A 21519-nucleotide genomic window follows, 5' to 3' on the forward strand; every position below is an offset into this window, starting at 1 on the left:
ACAGATGCAGAATTTAAAATTTCGTTAAAGTTAAGTGAAAGCGCTTACAGTATTCTTTCTGGAATGCTAATGTCAGGAAACGAGCATCATCAGGAATTACCTCACTGTTTTTGCAAACTGGTTTTGTAAACAGGTGATAGAAGATTAACCGAGCGCCACCTATCTAGTCGCGTCTCACCATTTGAAGTCAGCACTACTACCCTTTCGTTTCAGAGTCTTACCCAATCTGAAGCTCATTGATTGTGCGATCTAACCTTCAGGGGCATCCGAACAACGTTTTTCGTTGCTTCGTAAAATGCACGATCGCAGTTTTTAGCAGAAATTCACCCTGGCTCAGACTAAGAGCATGGATGGTGGAACCACTCAGGATGGCTAAAACTGAGTGAGCTTCCGGCTGTCTAGCTTTAGCTTGTCTAAACTTCGGGCGATGCGATCGCGGCGTTTCACAAAGCGACTTTTACTATCGTTTTCATGCACGAAACGAAATGCAGAACCTTTTAAATTCCTCAAGTGTGTTCGATCTCAATTCATCTCCTGTCGGCAGTCGTCCCTGGTTTGACTCGGCTAGTTCCCTCTCTCAATCAAATGCTTCTCGCATCGTCTTCATCGATTCCGCGATCGCGCAAGCACATACGCTTGCCTCTAGCGTTATAGATGGCACAAAAATTGTCCTGCTCGACTCGCACAAAGACGGCATTGATCAAATTAGCCAAGTGCTGGCTAGCTATCAAAATGTCGAAAGTGTCTATATCGCCTCACATGGCAGTATCAACAGCCTCAGCCTTGGCAATGCGACCCTTGATCTTGCAACCATCACGACCTATCAAGATCGCCTTTCAACTTGGGCAACTTCACTGGCTCCGAATGCAGACATCTTGCTCTATGGCTGTAACGTTGCTCTCGGAGACCCTGCTCTAATTCAGCAACTGAGTCAGATCACAGGAGCTGATGTCGCTGCTTCTACAGATGCGACTGGAAATCTAGCTAGCGGGGGCAACTGGATACTGGAAGCTCAGACTGGAGCGATCGAATCACCGTTGCCGTTTGATCTCGATCGCCTAGCTGGCTACACTAGCTTGCTTGAAACCGGGAATGGGCTATTCGGACAGTACTTCGATAACATCGATTTTACAAATCTGCGGCTGACTCGTACCGATGCTACGGTTAATTTCAATTGGGGATCTGGTTCTCCTGATCCCTTGATCGGAGCGGATACCTTCTCCATCCGATGGACTGGACAGATTCTCGCACCCGTCACTGGAACTTATACCTTCTTTACGACCACCGATGATGGGAATCGTCTCTTCATCAACGGGCAGCAAGTGATCAATAACTACCGAGATCAAGCCGCAACCGAACGCAGTGGAACGATCAATCTCGTGGCAGGGCAGCGCTATAACATCGCGATGGACTACTACGAAAATGGTGGACTTGCCTCTGCCCGACTACAGTGGTCAGCACCTGGTATTACAAAACAGGTTGTCCCTCAATCACAACTGTTTAGCACCGCTCTACCTCCGGTTCAACCAGGTACAGGGAATGGACTACAAGGTGAATACTTCGATAACATCGATTTTACGAACTTAAGAGTTACCCGCACAGATGCTACGGTTAACTTTAACTGGGGAACGGGGTCTCCTGCTCCGTCGATCGCAGCCGACACCTTCTCAGTCCGATGGACAGGGCAAGTGCAGCCGCTTTATAGCGATACCTACACGTTTTTTACGACCACGGATGATGGTGTTCGCCTCTTCGTCAATAATCAATTAGTCATTGATAGTTTCATCGACCAAGCCGCAATTGAGCGCACAGGCACGATCGCACTGCAAGCGGGACTGCGATACGATATTCGCATGGAGTACTATGAGCGCGGTGGAAGGGCTTCTGCGCTGCTCGGTTGGTTGAGTCCCAATCAAGTGCGCCAAATTATCCCGCAGGCTCAGCTTTACAGCGGTCGAGTGACTGTCAATCCAGGGACGATCGTGATTGGAACGAATGCGGTGACAGTGGATGAAAGTGCAGGTACAGCAGCAATTCGCGTCGATCGCATCAATGGGAGTGACGGGGTTGCTACCGTTCGATACACGACTGCCAACGGGTCAGGAGCCAACGCTGCGATCGCGGGACAAGATTACACCTTAACTGAAGGAATCTTGACCTTCGCCGCAGGTGAAACCAGCAAAATCGTTACAATTCCCATTCTGAACGATGCGACGACTGAAGCAACCGAAGAATTCGGGTTTGGCTTGGGTGAAACAACGGGTGCAGCACTCGGAACAAATCGCACTGCTTTGATCCAAATTATTGATGATGATGCAGTTGATTCAAGCTATGCCTTTTCTAGTGAAAACTTTAATGTCAACGAGAATGCTGGAGCGGTCACCATTACTGTGCAGCGAAGTGGTAACACGACCGTAGCAGGTAGCGTGAACTATGCAACCAGTAATGGAACTGCAACGGCAGGTGCAGACTATACGACGAGCATTGGTACACTCAATTTTGCAGCAGGTCAGACCAACCAGACGTTTACCGTCCCAATCACAGAGGATACAGAAGGAGAACGGAATGAAACGTTTAACATCATTTTGAGCAATCCGTCTGCTGGCATCTTGGGAACTCAGCAAACGGCAACGGTGACGATCGCAGATAATGATCCGGGTAGTTTCGCTCGTGAAGCAGTGATCACTGGATTGTCTCAACCGACCGCGTTTGATTGGACACCGGGTGGTGAGTACCTGTTCATTGCTCAGAAGAATGGGGTAGTGCGAGTCGCTCGCAATGGTGTATTGCAACAAACTCCAGCCGTTGACATTTCTGCGATCGTCAATAGTCCGCGCGATCGTGGATTACTGGGTCTTGCAGTGCATCCCCAATTCTTTAGCGGTAGTCCATACGTCTACCTGCTTTATTCTTACGATCCACCTGAAACGGCTTCACAGACTGATCCAGAAGCAGTTCGAGATGGAGTTGGCAACCGAGCTTCTCGCTTGGGTCGATTTACTGCCACGATTACCAATGGCATTGTCTCGATCAATCCAGCCAGTGAAGTGGTGATTCTGGGTAAAAATAGCACCTGGCAGAATATCAGTCGCCCTGATGAGAATAGTACGAACAACTTCAACATTCCTGAGTCGGGTCGCAATTCTGATGGAACCTTTGTTCAGGACTTTTTGAACCTCGATAGTGAATCTCATGCGATCGGCACAGTCAAGTTTGGTACGGATGGGTTCTTGTATGTCAGTAATGGGGATGGTGCGTCTTACAATGCGGTTGATCCAAGAGCGGTCAGAACACTCAACATCGATAGTCTGTCCGGCAAGATTCTCCGCATTGATCCCATCACTGGCAATGCACCTGCTTCCAATCCGTTCTACGATGGCAATCCCCAAAGTAATCGATCGAAGGTTTGGCAATTGGGCTTGAGAAATCCCTTCCGATTTACGATCAATCGCCAGAACGGACAGCCCTATATTGGGGATGTAGGCTGGACGAAGTGGGAAGAAGTCAATACGGGCGGTCCCGGCGCAAATTTTGGCTGGGTTGCTTATGAAGGAGGCAATGGTACGAGTAATCGAACCGGAGGCTATCAGGATCTCCCAAGTGTCCAAGCCTTCTACGCTGGCCCTCAAACTGGATTAACGGCTCCGATTTACGCTTATCAACACTTTGGTAGCGGTGGCAATGCGATCGCAGTTGGAGATTTCTACACTGGAAATACTTTCCCATCGATCTATGACAACAACTTATTCATCACAGACTTGAGTAAAGGAACCGTCGATGCTCTAGTCTTTGATGCGAATGGTGTGGTGGTTGGACAGCGACGATTTGCCAGTGGGGTGTTTGGCTTGGCGCAGATTACAACAGGTTCAGATGGCAACTTGTACTATGCAAGTCTTGGATCGGGCGAGATAGGACGGTGGCGACCGATTGGTTAACGCTTGATCTGTCCAGAAAAAAGGGCTGAAGTAATTTTCAGCCCTTTTTCTCTGCAAAGACGACTAAATTTTTGATGTCATTGTTCGAGCATCAATGGCGATCAAGGCATCGATACCTTAGCTTCCAACGATTTGAGGAATTCCGTATTCACACCGGATTCACGGCTGAGAGCAATCTTGCCAGTTCGGGCGATTTCTCGTAACCCAAATTTCTGTAAAACCTGAACGATCGCCACCATTTTCCCTGGATCACCCACGACTTCCAGCGTCAAAGAATCTTCAGCCACATCGACCACCCGCGCCCGGAAAATCTGCGCTAATTCGACAATCTCCGATCGCGTCGAACTGCCTGCATTGACTTTGAGCAACATCAATTCGCGTTCAACACAAGGCACTTCTGTAATGTCTTGCACTTTAATGACATTAATCAGCTTATAAAGCTGTTTCGTCAACTGTTCGATAATGCGATCGTCTCCCGGCACGACCATCGTAATCCGAGATACTCCCATCTGTTCGGCAGGACCGACTGCCAGACTTTCAATATTAAAGCCACGACGAGCAAACAGACCTGCAATCCGAGTCAAAACCCCCGCTTCATCTTCTACCAACACCGAGAGCGTGTGCTTCATTTCTGTGTTCCGAATAACATTCAGTCCTTATTATGGTGCAACGTAGACTCCCACTTGTCCACAGCATAGAAAAAGAAATTCTGAAAAAAGTTGAGTTGAGAGAATTTCTTCGCTATGGTGAAAAGCGATCAAATTGCCACTTCAATGTCCTGCAATCCTTCCCTGGAGCGATGAACATTCTAGTGTTGCGATTGTTCAATCCACTGTGAAAGTCAAAAAAATTAGGAGCCGCTGTTATGGGTTGGTTACAAAGAATGTTTGGGCTGGAGAAGCCCGCAAATCCTGAGCAGGCAGTCATGGGTCAGCCTGCCCCTGATGCTGCAGCTTCTGCTCCTCCAGACGCAGGAGTGTCGGCAGGCGATACGATTCCGCCGGAGCGGGTCGGCTTAAATGGCGAATATGACCAGAGCGGTTTGGCGAAGCGCGTCGCGTTAGCTTTCGACCAAGATAGCCAGCTTGATGATGTGAATACGCTTTGGGTAGCGCAGTTGGGAACAACTGTAGTGCTGAAAGGCAGTGTTCCAAGTCAAGATATCTTGAACAAGATGATCGAAGTTGCGAATGGGGTCAATGGCGCAAGCGCTGTTGATACGAATCAAGTTCAAGTCGGTTAAATTTGGAGAGAAGTCGGAGCTTTTTGAAGACTCCGACTTCTGCATTTCAACTAACTTGCCCAGTCTTTTGCCCAGTTCAGAGTTTGGTGAACTTGCTCAAGTGAGGCTGCTTCACAATAAAGTCTCAAGACTGGCTCAGTTCCACTAAAGCGAATCAGCAGCCAGCTTTGATCTTCCAGTCGGAACTTATAGCCATCATCGGTTTGACAACTGACGACTGCTTTTCCAGCGATCGCTTGTGGAGGCTGCGTTTGCAACTGCTCTAACAATTTAGCCCGAACCTCCATACTGGCAAGCGGCAGATCAATGCGATCGTATTCTGCGAAAAATCCCGTTTTCTCTTGCAATTGACGATAAAGCTCGCCGAGATCCGTTCCGGTTTGGACAACCGTTTCCAGCACGTACAGTGCCGAGAGTAAAGCATCGCGTTCCGGAATGTGATGACCATAGCCAATGCCACCGGATTCTTCACCGCCGAGCAAGACTTGGGTTTCTAACATGCGATCGGCGATGTATTTATACCCGATCGGAGTCTCATAGACTGGCAGATCGTAGAGTTTTGCAACGAGTGGCATCAAATCAGAACCGCTGACCGTTTTGACAAATTCGCCTGTGAAGCCTTTCTGAATCAGATGCCCCAGCAGGATCGGAATGAGAATTTGAGAACTGAGGAAGTTGCCTTTTGCGTCAACGGCTCCGACGCGATCGGCATCGCCATCAAACACCAAGCCAACGGCTAAACTGTTGCCGTCAAACTCGCGAATTGTTTTCAAAATCTTGGGCAGATATTTCGGCAGAGGTTCAGGGGCGCCCCCTTCAAATAACGGATCGCGATCGCTGTTAATTTCTTGAATCTCAACGCCTAAGAGTCGTGCGAGTCCAGTTGCCGCTGCGCCATGCATGACATCGGCAAACACAGTCACTTTGCCTTGCTCGATCGCAGTTTTAATCGCATCTGTGTCCACCAGCGATCGCAGTCCTTCACAGTAGCTTTCCCAAGGGTCGAAAGTACTGAAACTTCCAGGTTGAGCACTGGGCAGGGGTTCGCCTTTGGCTAACAGGGCTTCGATTCGCTTGGTCACTTCTGGTGGTACTGATCCCCCATGCGCGCTTTTCACTTTTAGACCGGAATAGTTTCCGGGATTGTGGCTGGCAGTAATGACGATCGCACCTAAAGCATTCAATTTTTTTGCTGCCCAGCTAAAGGCTGGAGTCGGAGCAAAGCTTTCCGAGAACAGAATGTCAAATCCTGCTTTGCGAATGGATTCTGCGGCACTGCGAGCAAATTCTTCGGACAGAAAACGGCGATCATATCCCACAATTACGGTATTGCTGCCTGTCTCTGCACCATACACTTCTGAGAGAACTTGAGCCGCAATCGGAGCGACGCTCATGACGCGATCGAATGTAAAATCGGCAGCAATCACGCCGCGCCAGCCATCTGTACCAAACTGAATCGGGTTAATCGTTGTAATTGTCATTGGCGCGTGTGCCATGATTGCACTTCTCCTCAACTCACAGAACAAATAAGGGCTTGGGACAAGACCAGTTTAACGGGGATAGTCTAGACTCAAGCGAGTTTTTCGATCGTTCCCCTGTTTCTTTACAGACGATCACGGAGATTACAGGATGGTTTTGGTTATTAATGTGACAGGTTGAAGGTGGGGAGTGGAGAGTAGGGAGTGGAAAGGCGATTGTGCCCGACAATGCAGAGAAAGCTTTAGCATGTTTTACATCTCTCTACCCCCTACTCCCCACTCCCCACCTCATCCATGCACTCTTCCCACGTTTGGCTAATGGCGATCGCATCTGGCGCAACGGTTGCCAATCTCTATTACAATCAGCCCCTTTTAGCGATGATTGCGGCTCAGTTTAACGAATCGGCTGAGGCAGTTGGCGCGATTCCGATGTGGACGCAGATTGGCTATGCCATGGGCATTTTATTAATCGTGCCCTTGGGCGATCGTCTGGAGCGACGGCGGTTAATTGTGACCATGACAGGAATCACTGCGATCGCGCTTCTAGTTGCGGCGGTTTCGCCGAATTTAATCGGATTGAATTTGGCAAGTTTCGCGATCGGAGCGAGTGCAGTTTCGGCGCAAATCCTGGTGCCATTTGCTGCACAGTTATGTGAACCTGCACAACGCGGCAAAGTGATTGGCATGGTGATGAGTGGGTTATTTGTCGGAATTTTGATGGCGCGGATGGTGAGTGGCATTGTTGGAGCGAAATATGGATGGCAAGTGATGTATGAATCTGCATCCGGGATGATGGTGTTACTTGCGATCGTGCTTGCGAAAAGCTTGCCGCGCTCTCGATCAACCTTGGCATTAAGCTATCCGAACTTACTCCGATCCATGCTCGATTTGCTCATTCATCAGCCGATTTTGCAGAGTTCGGCTTGGATTGGGGCGATGTCATTTGCGGCATTTAGCGCATTTTGGAGTACGTTAGTTTTTTTACTGAGAGAGCCACCGTATCAGTTTGGCAGCGATGTTGCAGGATTGTTTGGATTAACTGGCATTTCTGGAGCTTTAGCCGCACCAGTCGTAGGAAGAATCGCCGATCGTCGCAGTTCAAGTTTTACGTTGACCTTGGGAATTTCCATAACCATTGCTTCATTCTTAGTATTTTGGAGTTTGCAGGCTCTGTTACTCGGATTAATGCTTGGTGTCGTGTTAATTGAGTTGGGAGTCCAGACGACGCAAATCTCCAATCAAACGACGATTTATCAGCTTCCTGTAGAATTTCATAGCCGCTTGAACGCCATCTATATCATGCTGTACTTTGTCGGCGGTGCGATCGGGTCAAAACTAGGCACATCTGCCTGGAATGATTGGCAGTGGAATGGGGTCTGTGCAGTCGGTTTGGGGTTGATGCTAGTCGCATGTGCAGGTGCATTTTGGCGCAAGCGATGCATCAAAGCGTAAGTCGCCATCATCCAAACTCATCCGATAGGGGGTATCGCCCTGTTTTGCCTGGGAACACTGAGTGATACATTGTTCTTCGGTTCATCTACGTGCGATCGCACACCCGGTTAGACTATGACGAGATCTTTTGCAGCGATGGTTGGGCTAATCTGCTTATTCTTAGGTTCGTGTGGTTTCTTAGTAACGGCTTCTGATTGTTCTGGTTCGATTCGAGCAGGCGTAACTAGCATTATGATGTCCGCTCTAGCTTGGGGCTATTTGAAGCAAGCCAATGAAAAACCTGTTGGATTTTGGCTGAATTTGTACCGCACTGGCGTGGTGATTGCCAGTGCGATCGTGCTTTTTGCGATTGGGCGGATCATTGGTGCGCTGCAAGGAGTTGGCTGCGCAGTGGGCTAAGCCAAACTCTTGACGGCAGCCCTTAAGTTGCCTTGATGTTCTTTTAGTACGCGATCGCTGTCTGTTTTTGAGAGTCCTGTCCAATGCATCATCAGGGCTGTTTTTACAGAGCGATCGCTTTTTTCTAGTAATTCTGCTGCTTGGTCGCGATCGAGATCGGTTAAATCGCTCAAGATTCTTAAAGCGCGATCGTGCAATTTCGTGTTTGTCACAGCGACATCAATCATGCGATTTCCGTAGACTTTGCCGAGTCGAACCATCGTTCCAGTGGAAAGAATATTCAGAGCTAGCTTCGTGACTGTTCCAGATTTCAATCGAGTTGAACCTGCGAGTACTTCCGCTCCAACGAGCAAGCGAATATCGACATCGACATCAATTTGCACCTGTTCTTTTGGCACACAGGCAATAAAAATTGTGGTTGCTCCGCGCTTTCGACCTTCTGCAATGGCTCCATGTACATAAGGCGTTGTTCCACCTGCTGCAATTCCGACCACGACATCCAGTGCGCTGACAGTGCGATCGGCGATCGCCTCTGCACCTTGATCTGCTAAATCTTCTAGTCCTTCTGAACTTCGCACAAGTGCATCGGCTCCTCCTGCAATGATGCCTTGTACCATTTCTGGCGGGGTACAAAAGGTGGGAGGACATTCTGCTGCATCGAGCACCCCTAAGCGTCCACTGGTTCCAGCCCCGACATAAAAGAGCCGTCCACCTTGGCGCAGCTTCTCAGCCGTGAGATCGATCGCTTTTGCAAGTTCTGCGCGGGCTTGAGCGATCGCATGAATCGTTTTTGCATCTTCTTGATTAAAGACATCGACAATCTCGATCGAAGAAAGCTGATCTAAATTGGCACTGGCTGGATTGACTTGCTCAGTGAGTAAGTGTCCTCGTTGTTGAAGCTGCATAGAAGTTCCGAGAAAAACGCAACCCGTATTTTACCGTTGTGCGGTAGGTGTTTGCGATGCAGATCCAGAACGCCAGCGTTTACTAATCAATCTAGAACGAAAGAATTATCAGGATTTTCATGCTGAGAGAGTGAAGTGAGTGATATCTCTTGAGCGACTCAATCCCCTATGCGTTTATCCCGGCTTCGACGATCGCGAGTCTATCTTTCTCTTGCTTGCATTCCCATCAATCTCTTGATCTGGCAAAGTTGGGAAACCGTAGATATTGCACTCTGGCAAACTTGGCGCGTGCCAACGCAGGATGAACGCCTTCGGTGGTTTTTGATCACTCAGGCTTCTCCCCTGCTGTTTGTGTTTCTGGGACTCGCGGGAATTGGGTTTGCTGCCTGGGGTGCAATGACTGAACGAGTTTTTCAAAATCGCTGGTGGCTTTCACTGCTCGCAGGACTGAGCAATAGTGCAATTTTTTTAGTTGGTTTAGCGATCGTGCTGTTCAAGTACATCATTCACTAACAACGGGGCTGAAAAGCGAATTTTTAAGCTGCCCCCACTCCGAAAATTTGAAGGTTCAGACTCTAAATCATCACCAAGGCTTTTAGCGCTTCGAGGGGCGATACAGTGCAATCACTTCCTCCACACTGGGATTTCCTTTCCCCTGCCCCCGAACTAAGACGATCGGCGCATCCTGCTGCATGACTTCATTCAGGCGCATCATGCCAGCAATATCACTGGGATTAGTGAAACCAATTGACTCAGTGCGTCGATGCGGAATTCCAGCTTCAGCTAATTTTGCGGCAAGGGATCGAGTTCGTTTTCCACGCGCAGTATTACAATCTGGACCAATCACCAAAACCTCATTGAAATCGGCTCCATCCGGCATGACCACAGGCACAAATCCTGACTTTGAGCTTGCAGCGTACTTGCCTGAAGTGGCATGACTCAAAAGATGCGTTGCACCCAACCCCAAAACACCAACCATCAGCATTAGTTTGAGAAACTGCATAGGAATTGCATCGGTGAGAATTTCTTCATTCTCGCCAGGAAATCCAGGGTAATGGTGCGATCGCAATCACATCAAAATCACATCAAATCCGCAATTCTCTGAATTTGCAGCGTATAGTCCATCGTCGATTGCACTCCGCCCGATCGCGTAACTTTTCCTACAATTGGTGCAGCATATTCCGGGATCGCACTTGCCGCGACTGCGATATGACGATCGCTCACTGCTAGTCCATGCGTGGGATCATACCCTCGCCAACCTGCACCCGGTAAATACACCTCAGCCCAAGCATGGAGATGGCGATCAGGATGATCCTCGTCTCCTTCTTGATATCCGCTGACAAATCGTGCGGCTAATCCAATCGATCGACAAACTTCGATAAATAAAACCGTCAAATCTCGACATGATCCCTTCTTCTGCGTCCAAGTCAATCCAGGTGGATAAGGATTGCCAGTCTCGCGAATCACATATTCACAATTGGTATAAATCTGCTGAGTCAATTCATAAAGAAATTGAGTGACCTGATTGCTAGAACGTTCGGCGATTTCATACGCCAGTTGCAGCGCGATCGCATCAGTCGCTCCTAAGTAAGGCTGAAGCTGCTTAAACAGTGAAGTTGGATAATCGATTGGCAAACTCATCGCCCAAGGCTCCAATAAATAATTAAAAGGATTTGCTTGATGCGTCTGAGTTTGCGACACGATTTGAACTGTCAAAGAACCTGTGAGTTCAGGTGAGAACCAGACTTTGATCAAAGTGTTGCCATCGAGATCGCTTAATTCTGATTGTGCGATCGGGATTGGCATAACTTGCATCGAAAACAATTTGAGTGACTGCCATCCATCCGAACGCGGTCGTAACCGAATCAGATGAGGTTGCAAAATGACGGGATCGCTATAGGTATAAGTCGTCGAATGTGAAATTTGGTAAAGCACAGGCAGCTAGAAATTAAGGGAAAAATTTGCAATTCATTCTGAACTCATCTTCCGGATCAGCGGGGTTTGAATGGCAACCAGTAGACATCAAAAATATTATCTTCACGATCACGGGAACTTCACGATCGCGAGAGCCGTCTACATTGCTCGAGCCTAATCCTGCTCTAGCTTAGCGCGATTGAGCGACCCGGAAATTTGTTCAGCGTGTACCGTTTTTTTGTGAAATATCCTTTAAGATCTTAGAGACGATGGCTCCGCAGGTTACGCCTCTAAAGTCTTGCATAACGCTAGTCTGTTCGTCCCTATCTTTATCTACTAACTGAATCTCACTTTGTTTACCTGTGGCTGTTTGGGGTGTTCCTATGGCACTAATTCGTGATGTTGTTCAACAAGCACTATCGACTGGACTCCTTTCGATTGAAGCCGAGAATCAACTGCGGCTTCTGCTCTCATCAAAATACGATCGTGAAGACTTTCATGCCTTCATGACATTACAAAATGCGACCATGACTGGCTCCGTGAAACAAGAATCTCGCCTGTTTCGAGGTTAAACTCAGCCAAATGGTTCCTTTCTATGGCAATCTGAAAGACAGAAACTCCCCCAGAGTGAGTTCTGTCTTTTTTGCTGTCGAGCCATTCTTCAGAGCGTTATGCAAACTCTCCCCAACCCGATCGCGTCAGCGACTCCTACCTCTCAGACTCTAACGGATACCACTATTCATCGGCGCAAAACTCGCTCTGTCCCCGTGGGCAGTATCTCGATCGGCAGTGATCATCCGGTCGCAGTACAGTCCATGATCAACGAAGACACCCTCGATATTGACGGCTCGGTCGCCGCAATTCGTCGCCTCCACGAAATTGGGTGCGAAATTGTTCGGGTGACGGTTCCGAGCATGGCACATGCGAAAGCGATGGAAGAAATTCGCGATCGCCTCTACAAAACCTACCAACCTGTGCCGCTCGTTGCTGATGTCCACCACAATGGGATGAAAATTGCGCTCGAAGTCGCGAAATACGTCGATAACGTGCGGATCAATCCAGGACTCTACGTTTTTGAAAAGCCGAAAACCAGCGAATATACTCAAGCTGAATTTGATGCGATCGGCGAGAAGATCCGCGAAACGCTCGAACCCCTCGTCATTTCCCTACGAGATCAAAACAAATCGATGCGAATCGGAGTCAATCACGGTTCGCTAGCAGAAAGAATGCTGTTCACCTATGGCGATACGCCTGAAGGCATGGTCGAATCTGCTCTAGAATTCATTCGGATCTGCGAATCGCTGAATTTCTATAACATTGAACTTTCGCTCAAAGCCTCGAAAGTTCCGGTCATGCTTGCCGCAAACCGTCTAATGGTGCAGCGCATGAATGCGGAAGGCATGGCGTATCCCTTGCATTTGGGAGTGACCGAAGCAGGTGATGGCGAATACGGGCGCATCAAATCGACCGCAGGTATTGGCACACTACTTGCTGAAGGTATCGGCGACACGATTCGAGTTTCTCTCACCGAAGCGCCTGAGAAAGAAATTCCAGTCTGCTACGGAATTCTGCAAGCGTTAGGATTGCGGCGCACGATGGTTGAGTATGTTGCCTGCCCATCTTGCGGGCGTACCCTGTTTAACCTAGAAGAAGTTCTACAAAAAGTCCGCGAAGCAACGAGTCATCTCACCGGACTAAATATTGCAGTCATGGGCTGTATTGTGAACGGTCCAGGTGAAATGGCAGATGCGGACTATGGATATGTCGGCAAACAAGCAGGCTATATTTCCCTATACCGAGGACGCGAGGAAATTAAAAAAGTCCCAGAAGACCAAGGGGTTGCGGAATTGATCAATCTCATCAAATCGGATGGGAAATGGGTGGAACCCAAGTAGGGAGCAGGGGGTAGGGAATAGGGGTAAAAAACTTCTCTCACTCCCCACCTCCCCACTCCCCACTTTTCCCTCCCCCGCGCTTTCTCCGCAAAACTTAATGACAAAAACTGGGCAATTATTACGGATTGCCCCTGAATGCCTGTGTTAAATTGGGCATAACCTTTTTTGTCACTTCTCCAGAATTTAAGCAGGTATAGTCATGACGAAACGCGCGCTTGTCTTAGGTGCAACGGCTGCCGCCGTAACAGCAGTGACCATCACCGGAGCCGGAATTCATTTGAACAAAGGACAAGCGTTCTTCCGGGACAGTCCCAAAGAACTCGTGGATGAGGTCTGGCAGGTCATCGATCGCAACTACGTCGATGCCACCTTCAACCAAGTGGACTGGAAAGCCATCCGTAGCCAATATCTCAACCGCAATTACAAAGACAAAGAGGAAGCCTATAAATCGATCCGCGAAATGCTGAAGCGCCTGGGAGATCCCTATACCCGCTTCATGGACCCGACTGAATTCCGAAATATGCAGATCGACACCTCTGGTGAATTGACCGGAGTCGGAATCCAACTGGCAGCGGACGAGAAAACGAAGAAACTTACGGTCATTTCCCCGATCGAAGGGAGTCCCGCCTCGGCTGCCGGAATCGCTGCGAAAGACATCATCACCAAAATTGATGGCAAAAGCACCGAAGGGATGGACGTGAACAAGGCAGTGACCTTGATTCGTGGACCTGTCAATACCCAAGTCAAACTCACCGTTCAGCGCGGAACTCAACAACTCGAGTTCAATCTAAAACGCGCCAAAATCGAAATTCATCCTGTGCGCGCCAGCGTTCAACAAAGTCCGACTGGCAAAGTCGGATACATCCGTCTCGTTCAGTTCAGTGCAAATGCCGCTCCTGAAATGCGAGCCGCCATTCAAAAACTGGAAAAAGACAATGTGACAGGTTACATTCTCGATTTGAGATCCAATCCGGGGGGTCTGCTGTATGCCAGTGTTGATATTGCTCGGATGTGGATTCAAGAAGGTGGAATCGTCTCAACCGTCGATCGCAAAGGCATTTCCGATAAAGAAGATGCCAATCGTCGGGCTTTAACCGACAAACCGCTGGTTGTCTTAGTCGATGGCGGCTCAGCCAGTGCCAGCGAAATTCTCTCGGGTGCAATCCAAGACAACAAACGCGGTACGATCGTTGGAACAAAAACCTTTGGGAAAGGCTTAGTTCAGTCGGTTCGCAGTCTCGGAGATGGCTCTGGAATGGCGGTGACGATCGCAAAATATCTCACTCCGAATGGACGAGATATCAACAAACATGGCATCGATCCGGATGTCGTCGTGGAACTGAACGAGCAGCAAAGACAAGCCCTAGTCCGCGATCGCGACAAGATTGGGACAACGAGCGATCCGCAATACGTTAAAGCCTTGCAAGTCTTGAATCAAGCGGTGAGCGCCAAACAAGGCACCCGCGCTCAGACCAAGAACTAGACCAAGAACGAGTTAAAGGGAGGCTCGCCCGCCCTCTAACTCGGCTGGCACTTTCCAGATCGAATTAATCCAACGCGACGCGCAATCGCTTCTCCCTCTGAGGCAAACGGACCCCACTGTTCTGTGACCTCAGAGGGATTTGTCGTTTGTTGAGTCTCAAACTCATCCTGGGTCAAAATCTCACAATGAGCATTCGATCGCTTCACCACATACCAACGCGCAGATTCACTCATTCGCCACCCCACTTGATACTCGTTTACACCATCTGGGAACGCTTACTCATGTTAGAGGTCTGGCATCGCCGTGAAAAGGCTAAAACCGTAAAGATTTTATCCAAATCCTGTCGCCTCCAACCTGCTCACCCCTCAGGGATTTTATCAACGTAGGGATATGTCATCAGAAATTCAGAATCCGTTCGCAATGCCCACTGAAGTAACTGCACCGCGCCGTGAAGTTGCCCCACCGCCTGCCGCTCCCCGAACTCCCCCTGCGCCGCCCCCTGCGATGCGGACGATGCCGAATTTGATGACTGAGGTGACTGAAGCCGCTTCTAGAATCAATAGCACGACTGCAACTCAACCGAGTACGGATGTGACTGAACCGAATGCAGCTGCCACTCCAACCTTTGCAATGCCTGCGGCGAGCACTTCCACTGCCCCGGCTGCCCCCCAGCCGATTCCAGCAAGCTCGCCTTCTGTTCCTATTTCCGCAGGGACAACTCCGCCGCCCACATTAGGACACCGTCCGACGACTCCCCCGACCGCACCCAACACCCGCCGCTCTAGCAATGGGTCGCCAACGCTTGAGCACATTATTCGTACTGCTTATGACAAGGGCTTTTCAGATATTCACTTAGGTGTGGGTGAAGTGCCTCGCTTTCGTAACCGAGGTGAAATCGATACGACAGATTGGCCTGAGACAGATAAACCAACGTTTATGAGTTGGTTAGGTGAGGTTTTGACTGAGGCAGAAATCAGTCAGTTTGAAGAAACCTTAGATTTCGACGGTGCAACGCAATACGAATTTGCGCGGGTTCGGATTAATATTTTCGACTCGTTACATGGACCTGCGATGGTGCTGCGTTTGATCCCGCTGAAAATCTTGACGATGGAGCAGTTAAACTTGCCTCCGGTGTTTAAAGATGTTTGTCATTATCACAAAGGGTTGATCTTGATTACGGGTCCGACTGGCTCCGGTAAATCGACCACGATGGCAGCGATGATCGACTACATCAATAAGGAGATGCCGAAGAACATTATTACGATCGAAGACCCGATCGAGTTTGTTCACAAGAGCCGCAAATCCTTGATCAAACACCGAGAAGTCGGAATGCACACGCGCAAGTTTGACAACGCGCTCAAAGCTGCACTGCGGGAAGATCCAGATATTATCCTCGTCGGTGAAATGCGTGATAAAGAAACCGTCAACACTGCCCTAAAAGCGGCGCAAACGGGTCACTTAGTCATGGGAACCTTGCACACGAATAGTGCGGTGAAAACGATCGAGCGGGTGCTCAGTCTCTACCAACCGAACGAGCAGCCGACGATGCGGGTGGCACTTGCTGAATCGCTGGTGGCGGTGATTGCTCAAGGCTTGTGTCGGACAACGGATGGAAAGCGGGCTGCATTCCATGACATTCTGATCAATACGGATGCGATTCGAGACTATATCCGGAAGGGTGAACTGGATGAAATCGAAGCGATTATTCCTCGCTGCGGATTTGACGGCATGTGTACGATGAATCAATCGTTGTACAAACTTTACGAGAACGGTCAAATTACCGAAGAAGTGGCGCTCGAAATGTCGCCGAAGCAGAACGAAATGGCACAAATGCTACGTGGTCGCGTGTAGAACAGCGCCCCGATTTACACAATCCGAAAAGCCCTCTTGTCATTGCCAAGGTACAAGGGGGCTTCTCGTTTGCCTGAATTTTGGTTGTTTCAGGGGGTCATTCCATGCCAAACTACCGGATGATTTGCTCTCGGACTCGACACATGAACAATCAGGTTGATGCGCCCAAAAAAGAACGATCGCGGTTTTTAATCGGTTCGATCTTGTGGATTCTTGCGTTAGGTGGAATAGCATTTTTCTATCAACTCGGAAGTATTGGGTTAGTCGATGAAACAGAACCGCTATTTGTCGAAGCCGCTCGGCAAATGACGGTGACAGGCAATTGGATTACGCCATATTTTAATCAGGTAACTCGGTTTGATAAGCCGCCTTTAATTTACTGGTGGATGGCGATCGCATTTCAAACGCTCGGAGTCAATGAATGGGCAGCCCGATTGCCGTCCGCGATCGCAGGTACGATTCTGACCGGATTTTGCTTTTATATTTTGAAACGATTTGTTCCGTCGAAGATTGCGCCATTTTTGGGATCGGGGATCGTTGCGCTGAATCTGATCACGCTATTTTTTGGGCGCTTGGGATACTCAGATATGTTGCTGAGTGCCTGTTTTGGTGGATCGCTCTTTGCGTTCTTTCTGGGATACGCCTCGAATCGGCGATGGTATTGGGCGTTTTATGCGCTCATGGGGTTTGCTGTGTTGACCAAGGGACCTGTTGGGGTCGTCTTGCCGAGTGCGATCGTGATTCTGTTTCTACTGTGGGTCGGTCAACTGCGCTCAGTGCTTCGCGAAATGAAGCCTCTGTTGGGGACGGGATTATTTTTATTGGTCAGTATGCCTTGGTATGCGTTGGCATATTGGCAGAATGGGAATGCGTTTATTGATTCATTTTTTGGGGTGCATAATGTTGAGCGCTTTACCTCAGTGGTCAATCAGCATTCGGGAGCATGGTATTACCATCTTGTGATTGTGCTGGTTGGGTTTTTCCCTTGGTCACTGTGTTTGCCCGCTGCGATTATCAATATTCTCAAATCAAAATGGCGAGAAAAGCCGCGCTCAGAACAGCTTGGATTGTTCGCGCTGGTTTGGTTTTCGGTGGTGCTGATCTTTTTTACGATCGCAGTCACGAAATACATTACTTACACGTTGCCGCTCTATCCTGCAGCTGCGATTCTCGTGACGTTGTGGTATGTGCATCATTTCTCCCAACCCAAACAATCTTGGGGCTTAAAACTCACGGTCTATCTCAGCGTGATTGTCTCGATCTCCTTTGGGATTTGCGCGTTTTATAGTCCCAGTTGGCTCGATGATGATCCATCCATGCCGGATCTGGGATTCAAAATTCAGCAGGCTGGATTACAGCACGTTGCTGCCTCGATTTGGATCACTGTCGCGATCGTGGGGTTAATTTTGGCACTCCGTTACCAATTACGCTGGTTTTGGGCGGTGAATTTGATTGGGATGGCAGCATTTATCTGGTTCTTTGTGACTCCTGCCGTGGGTGTGATTGACTCAGTTCGGCAGTTACCGTTGCGGCAGATTGCTCAAGCGACAGTTGAAGATAAGCTGCCTAATGAACCGATTGTGATGGCAACAGATGCTTTTGAGAAACCGAGTTTAGTCTTCTATACGCAAAACCCGATTACGTTTATTAATCGTGCCCGGTTGATTCAACCTTATCTAGAAGAATTGCGCCGAGATGGAAAAACCGAATCGATCGCGATGATTACAACTCCGACAGCATTAAAGGGTAGCGGGATGAAACCAAATCAATATCGCTTTCTTCAACAATACAGTAACTATCAACTGGTGCGCGTTCCAATTCGTCCCTCGAAGAAATAAGTTATGCAAAAGTGGTGGTCAGATCAGACTCTCCAGAAAGTCGTTTGGATTTTATTAGCAGGGTTTTTGTTTCGGAGTTTTATTGCGTTTTGGTTGCCGCCAGGATTCGATGAAGCGTATTACTATCTATACACTTTGCATCCGGCACTGAGTTATTTTGATCATCCTCCACTGGTTGCTTTGGTAACTGCGATCGGGATTTGGCTGACCGGAGATGTGTCTCAATTCAGTATTCGCGTCGGCAGTCTCTTATTATTTCCGGCGACTTTGTATTTTTTATATCGCGCAACGGTTCAGTTATTTTCAGTGCGGGTTGGATTGATTACGTTAGCGATCGCGTCAGTGATTCCAATTTTTCAACTCGGATTTGGGACGTTTACGCTCCCAGATTCGCCGTTGATGTTTTTCTGGGCATTGACTTTGTGGGTTGGCGCGATCGAGTTTTTTCCAAAACAGAGTGAATATCAACCGACCTATCGCGTTGCCTTGATCGGACTTTTAGTGGGGCTGGCTTGTCTTGGCAAATATCATGGCTTTCTATTAGGGTTCGGACTGCTCGGTTTCTGTATCACAAGCCGAAAGCACTGGGTCGTTTTTCGATCGCCTTGGACAATTTTGAGTTTTGTCTTATTTCTGGCAGCATTCTCACCTGTGCTGTATTGGAATGCTCAACATGACTGGGTATCATTTCGATTCCAAAGCGATCGTAGTATTCCCGATCGCGCTTACAATCCATTGCAAGCATTGAATGTTGCCATGATGGCAGCGCTATATCTTTTTCCAACGTTTGGACTTCCACTTTGGTTTGTGAGTATTCGAGAAATCGTCTCAGTATTAAAGTCAGGATTTACGAAATCAATTCACTCATTTATTCTGTGGAATTCTGCACCTGTATTTTTGATTTTTACTTTTATTGGCGGTTATCAGCAGATTTTACCTGGCTGGACAATGCCAGGATTCTTTTCGGTAACGCCGCTGCTCGGAGCATATGCTGCACATTGGCAACCCAAAATACTGAGACGCTGGCTGAATGGATCGACGATTGCGATCGGCACGCTGTTACTGATTGCTTTATCGCACATTGCGATCGGCACCCTCCAAAAGCCAGGGCAGTTTTCCTTCATGGGTGGCGTTGTTCCACCGCAAGAGGATGCTTCCATTCAATTGATTGATGTTGGACAACTCCGCCGCGAATTTTCTAAATCGCCGCAACTCTTAGCGGCTCTGAAAGACGCTGATTTTATGTTCAGCAATCGCTTCCATTTAGCGGGACACATGGCAATGGCACTGACTCCGATTTATGGAACTCCGATCACGTGTTTCGATAAACGAGACATGCGCGGATTTGCGTTTTGGTCAACTCCAACGCAATGGATCGGTGGAGATGCGCTTTACCTGACTTCTAACGATTTTCAAACGAAGAGAGACTCCTCTGTAGAGTTTTCTCCGTATTTCCAGACGTTCACCAAGTTAGGAGAAGTCTCTTTACGGCGTGGGGGCGTGATTGTCGATCGTATTCACGTCTTTCAAGGGAAAAACCTGCTGAAACCGTTTCCTCGCCCTAAAGAGTAGGTTCACTAGATAAGCGAATTTCACACATGTGAATTCAGCCATTTCGCTTGAATTATTCACGATAAGTTTATTTTCACTAAAGTTAAATGATGGAATTAGAAACTTTTTTTTGACAGAATTGACAGACCTCAAACCCCTGCATCACGGGGGGTATACAATTTCCTACGTAGTTTGTCACATCAAATCGTATCGAAGATTACTTGCGATAATCCCAAATTCGCGTTAGTGTCTTCATCGTGACTTCATACGTAGGAGAGAGACGTAATGCTGAACTGCACCTCCAGCAAAACCGTACGGAATTTGGTGATGTCGATCGGAATTTTGACAGCATCGTTCAGTCATGGAGGAGTTCGAGCAGGAACCGTCCCGATTCAAGTTGCCAGCATTCGAGAAGCAGATTTCCAAATCGCGCAGGCAAGTTTGATTGCTGAAATGGAGCAAGAGATTTTGCGTCGCATCAATCAACATCGTGCCAGGAAAGGGTTGTCCGCATTATCTTGGAGTTCGGATATCGCTCATCAAGCGCGATCGCATAGTCGCAATATGGCGAAAAAAATTGTCTCATTTGGGCATCAAGGCTTTTCTGAGCGCTCAAAAGCGATTAACAACTCTATTCAGTCTCAACGCACCGCAGAGAATGTCGCTTGGGTCGCAAGCCGACGTGATCCAGCAGGACAAGCGATCGAAGCTTGGTTGAAAAGCCCGAAACACCTGCAAAATATTGAAGGTAACTTCAGTATGACGGGCATCGGTATTAGTATTAGTTCGAGTGGCGAGTACTATTTCACCCAAGATTTCGCGCAGAAATGATGCTGGTTTGCATCGTGGGTCTAGGTTTCAGTTCGGCTGAACTCGCCAGCATCGTAGTGTAGAATGAGCGCTTGTGTTTAGTGCTTTAGCTTATGCAGCCGCGTGAATTTCAGATCTGCGATCGTGATCTTTCTTCGGAACTTTTACAGCGTTATCGGTCTGCGAGTGCGATCGCAGTGGATACCGAAACGATGGGGCTTCTACCGCACCGCGATCGTCTGTGCTTAGTGCAGATCTGTGATGAAAACGATCAGGTTGCAGTGGTGAGAATTGAGCGGGGACAAAAAGAGGCTCCGAATCTCAAACAACTGTTTGAAGCGGCAGAAATTACGAAGATTTTCCATTTTGCTCGGTTTGATATCACAGCATTGCGATATCACTTAGGAATTGATGTCAATCCGATTTTTTGTACTAAGCTTGCCAGTAAGCTGATTCGCACTTATTCGCCTCGTCATGGGCTGAAAGACTTAGTTCAGGAATTGACAGGAGTAGAACTCGACAAAAGCGCTCAGAGTTCGGATTGGGGCAATGCAATGAACTTATCAGAAGCTCAGTTGCGATACGCTGCCAATGATGTTCGATATTTGATCGAAGCGCGGCAGAAATTGATTGCCATGTTGGAGCGTGAAGAACGGCTGGAGCTGGCAGAAGCTTGTTTTCGATGTTTGCCGACATTTGCTCAGCTCGATATTTTGCAGTATCAGAGTGTATTCGACCATTGAGCAGATGCCGAGGTATCCTAAT

General features: G+C 48.4%; 19 protein-coding genes. 13 read left to right on the forward strand and 6 right to left on the reverse strand.

The window, feature by feature from the left end:
* The first annotated feature begins 485 nt into the window (after positions 1 to 485).
* Positions 486 to 3935, forward strand: a complete 3450-nt coding sequence (locus LEPBO_RS39745) for a PA14 domain-containing protein (protein WP_081614716.1) — start codon at positions 486 to 488, stop codon at positions 3933 to 3935.
* A 101-nt stretch (positions 3936 to 4036) separates the two neighbouring features.
* Here LEPBO_RS39745 and ilvN read toward each other — a convergent pair whose 3' ends face one another.
* Entirely contained in the window at positions 4037 to 4564 is a 528-nt protein-coding gene (gene ilvN, locus LEPBO_RS0103120; RefSeq protein ID WP_017286074.1) for an acetolactate synthase small subunit, read from the reverse strand.
* A 236-nt stretch (positions 4565 to 4800) separates the two neighbouring features.
* Between ilvN and LEPBO_RS0103130 the strand changes: the two genes are divergently transcribed.
* Positions 4801 to 5178, forward strand: coding sequence for a BON domain-containing protein (locus tag LEPBO_RS0103130; RefSeq protein WP_026148387.1), 378 nt, complete (start codon positions 4801 to 4803; stop codon positions 5176 to 5178).
* 50 nt (positions 5179 to 5228) lie between these two features.
* On the opposite strand, the gene LEPBO_RS0103135 is transcribed toward LEPBO_RS0103130, so the two are convergent.
* Complete coding sequence (locus LEPBO_RS0103135; protein WP_197693293.1) at positions 5229 to 6674, reverse strand: phosphoglucomutase/phosphomannomutase family protein; 1446 nt, start codon at positions 6672 to 6674, stop codon at positions 5229 to 5231.
* Positions 6675 to 6950: 276 nt separating this feature from the next.
* Here LEPBO_RS0103135 and LEPBO_RS35980 point away from each other — a divergent pair, with 276 nt between their 5' ends.
* The gene (locus tag LEPBO_RS35980) at positions 6951 to 8108 is read left to right on the forward strand and encodes an MFS transporter (RefSeq protein ID WP_051077759.1); all 1158 of its coding nucleotides are present in this window, start codon (positions 6951 to 6953) and stop codon (positions 8106 to 8108) included.
* Between the two features lie 114 nt (positions 8109 to 8222).
* Positions 8223 to 8507, forward strand: a complete 285-nt coding sequence (locus LEPBO_RS0103145; protein ID WP_017286078.1) for a hypothetical protein — start codon at positions 8223 to 8225, stop codon at positions 8505 to 8507.
* Here LEPBO_RS0103145 and murQ read toward each other — a convergent pair.
* Positions 8504 to 9412 (reverse strand): N-acetylmuramic acid 6-phosphate etherase, encoded by a 909-nt coding sequence (gene murQ, locus LEPBO_RS0103150; protein ID WP_017286079.1) that lies wholly within the window; start codon positions 9410 to 9412, stop codon positions 8504 to 8506. The genes LEPBO_RS0103145 and murQ overlap by 4 nt on opposite strands.
* A 168-nt stretch (positions 9413 to 9580) precedes the next feature.
* On the opposite strand from murQ, the gene LEPBO_RS0103155 reads away from it, so the two are divergent.
* Positions 9581 to 9925 carry a hypothetical protein gene (locus LEPBO_RS0103155; protein WP_017286080.1) on the forward strand — a complete coding sequence of 115 codons (345 nt, stop codon included), beginning with the start codon at positions 9581 to 9583 and terminating at the stop codon, positions 9923 to 9925.
* 82 nt (positions 9926 to 10007) lie between these two features.
* On the opposite strand, the gene LEPBO_RS39750 is transcribed toward LEPBO_RS0103155, so the two are convergent.
* Positions 10008 to 10415: a hypothetical protein gene (locus LEPBO_RS39750; protein WP_144056131.1), complete on the reverse strand. Its 408-nt coding sequence runs from the start codon at positions 10413 to 10415 to the stop codon at positions 10008 to 10010.
* Between the two features lie 77 nt (positions 10416 to 10492).
* Complete coding sequence (locus LEPBO_RS0103165) at positions 10493 to 11347, reverse strand: transglutaminase family protein (RefSeq protein WP_017286082.1); 855 nt, start codon at positions 11345 to 11347, stop codon at positions 10493 to 10495.
* 362 nt (positions 11348 to 11709) lie between these two features.
* Here LEPBO_RS0103165 and LEPBO_RS0103170 point away from each other — a divergent pair, with 362 nt between their 5' ends.
* From LEPBO_RS0103170 to ctpC, 3 genes are all read left to right on the forward strand, one after another.
* On the forward strand, positions 11710 to 11898 hold the full coding sequence (locus tag LEPBO_RS0103170; protein WP_026148388.1) for a hypothetical protein: 189 nt from the start codon (positions 11710 to 11712) through the stop codon (positions 11896 to 11898).
* A 99-nt stretch (positions 11899 to 11997) separates the two neighbouring features.
* Positions 11998 to 13221 carry a (E)-4-hydroxy-3-methylbut-2-enyl-diphosphate synthase gene (gene ispG / locus LEPBO_RS0103175; RefSeq protein ID WP_017286084.1) on the forward strand — a complete coding sequence of 408 codons (1224 nt, stop codon included), beginning with the start codon at positions 11998 to 12000 and terminating at the stop codon, positions 13219 to 13221.
* Positions 13222 to 13420: 199 nt separating this feature from the next.
* The gene (gene ctpC / locus LEPBO_RS0103180) at positions 13421 to 14704 is read left to right on the forward strand and encodes a carboxyl-terminal processing protease CtpC (RefSeq protein ID WP_017286085.1); all 1284 of its coding nucleotides are present in this window, start codon (positions 13421 to 13423) and stop codon (positions 14702 to 14704) included.
* A gap of 35 nt (positions 14705 to 14739) precedes the next feature.
* On the opposite strand, the gene LEPBO_RS0103185 is transcribed toward ctpC, so the two are convergent.
* Positions 14740 to 14937 carry a hypothetical protein gene (locus LEPBO_RS0103185; protein WP_017286086.1) on the reverse strand — a complete coding sequence of 66 codons (198 nt, stop codon included), beginning with the start codon at positions 14935 to 14937 and terminating at the stop codon, positions 14740 to 14742.
* A gap of 157 nt (positions 14938 to 15094) precedes the next feature.
* On the opposite strand from LEPBO_RS0103185, the gene LEPBO_RS0103190 reads away from it, so the two are divergent.
* The 5 genes from LEPBO_RS0103190 (at position 15095) to LEPBO_RS0103210 (ending at position 21497) form a co-directional block, all read left to right on the forward strand.
* The gene (locus LEPBO_RS0103190; protein WP_017286087.1) at positions 15095 to 16555 is read left to right on the forward strand and encodes a type IV pilus twitching motility protein PilT; all 1461 of its coding nucleotides are present in this window, start codon (positions 15095 to 15097) and stop codon (positions 16553 to 16555) included.
* Positions 16556 to 16698: 143 nt separating this feature from the next.
* Complete coding sequence (locus LEPBO_RS0103195) at positions 16699 to 18393, forward strand: ArnT family glycosyltransferase (protein ID WP_144056132.1); 1695 nt, start codon at positions 16699 to 16701, stop codon at positions 18391 to 18393.
* Positions 18394 to 18396: 3 nt separating this feature from the next.
* Entirely contained in the window at positions 18397 to 19965 is a 1569-nt protein-coding gene (locus tag LEPBO_RS0103200; protein WP_017286089.1) for an ArnT family glycosyltransferase, read from the forward strand.
* 264 nt (positions 19966 to 20229) lie between these two features.
* Positions 20230 to 20775: a CAP domain-containing protein gene (locus LEPBO_RS0103205; protein ID WP_144056133.1), complete on the forward strand. Its 546-nt coding sequence runs from the start codon at positions 20230 to 20232 to the stop codon at positions 20773 to 20775.
* A gap of 92 nt (positions 20776 to 20867) precedes the next feature.
* On the forward strand, positions 20868 to 21497 hold the full coding sequence (locus LEPBO_RS0103210) for a ribonuclease H-like domain-containing protein (RefSeq protein ID WP_017286091.1): 630 nt from the start codon (positions 20868 to 20870) through the stop codon (positions 21495 to 21497).
* Positions 21498 to 21519: the final 22 nt, after the last annotated feature.

The sequence above is a fragment of the Leptolyngbya boryana PCC 6306 genome, from assembly GCF_000353285.1.
In the GTDB taxonomy this organism is placed as follows: domain Bacteria; phylum Cyanobacteriota; class Cyanobacteriia; order Leptolyngbyales; family Leptolyngbyaceae; genus Leptolyngbya; species Leptolyngbya boryana.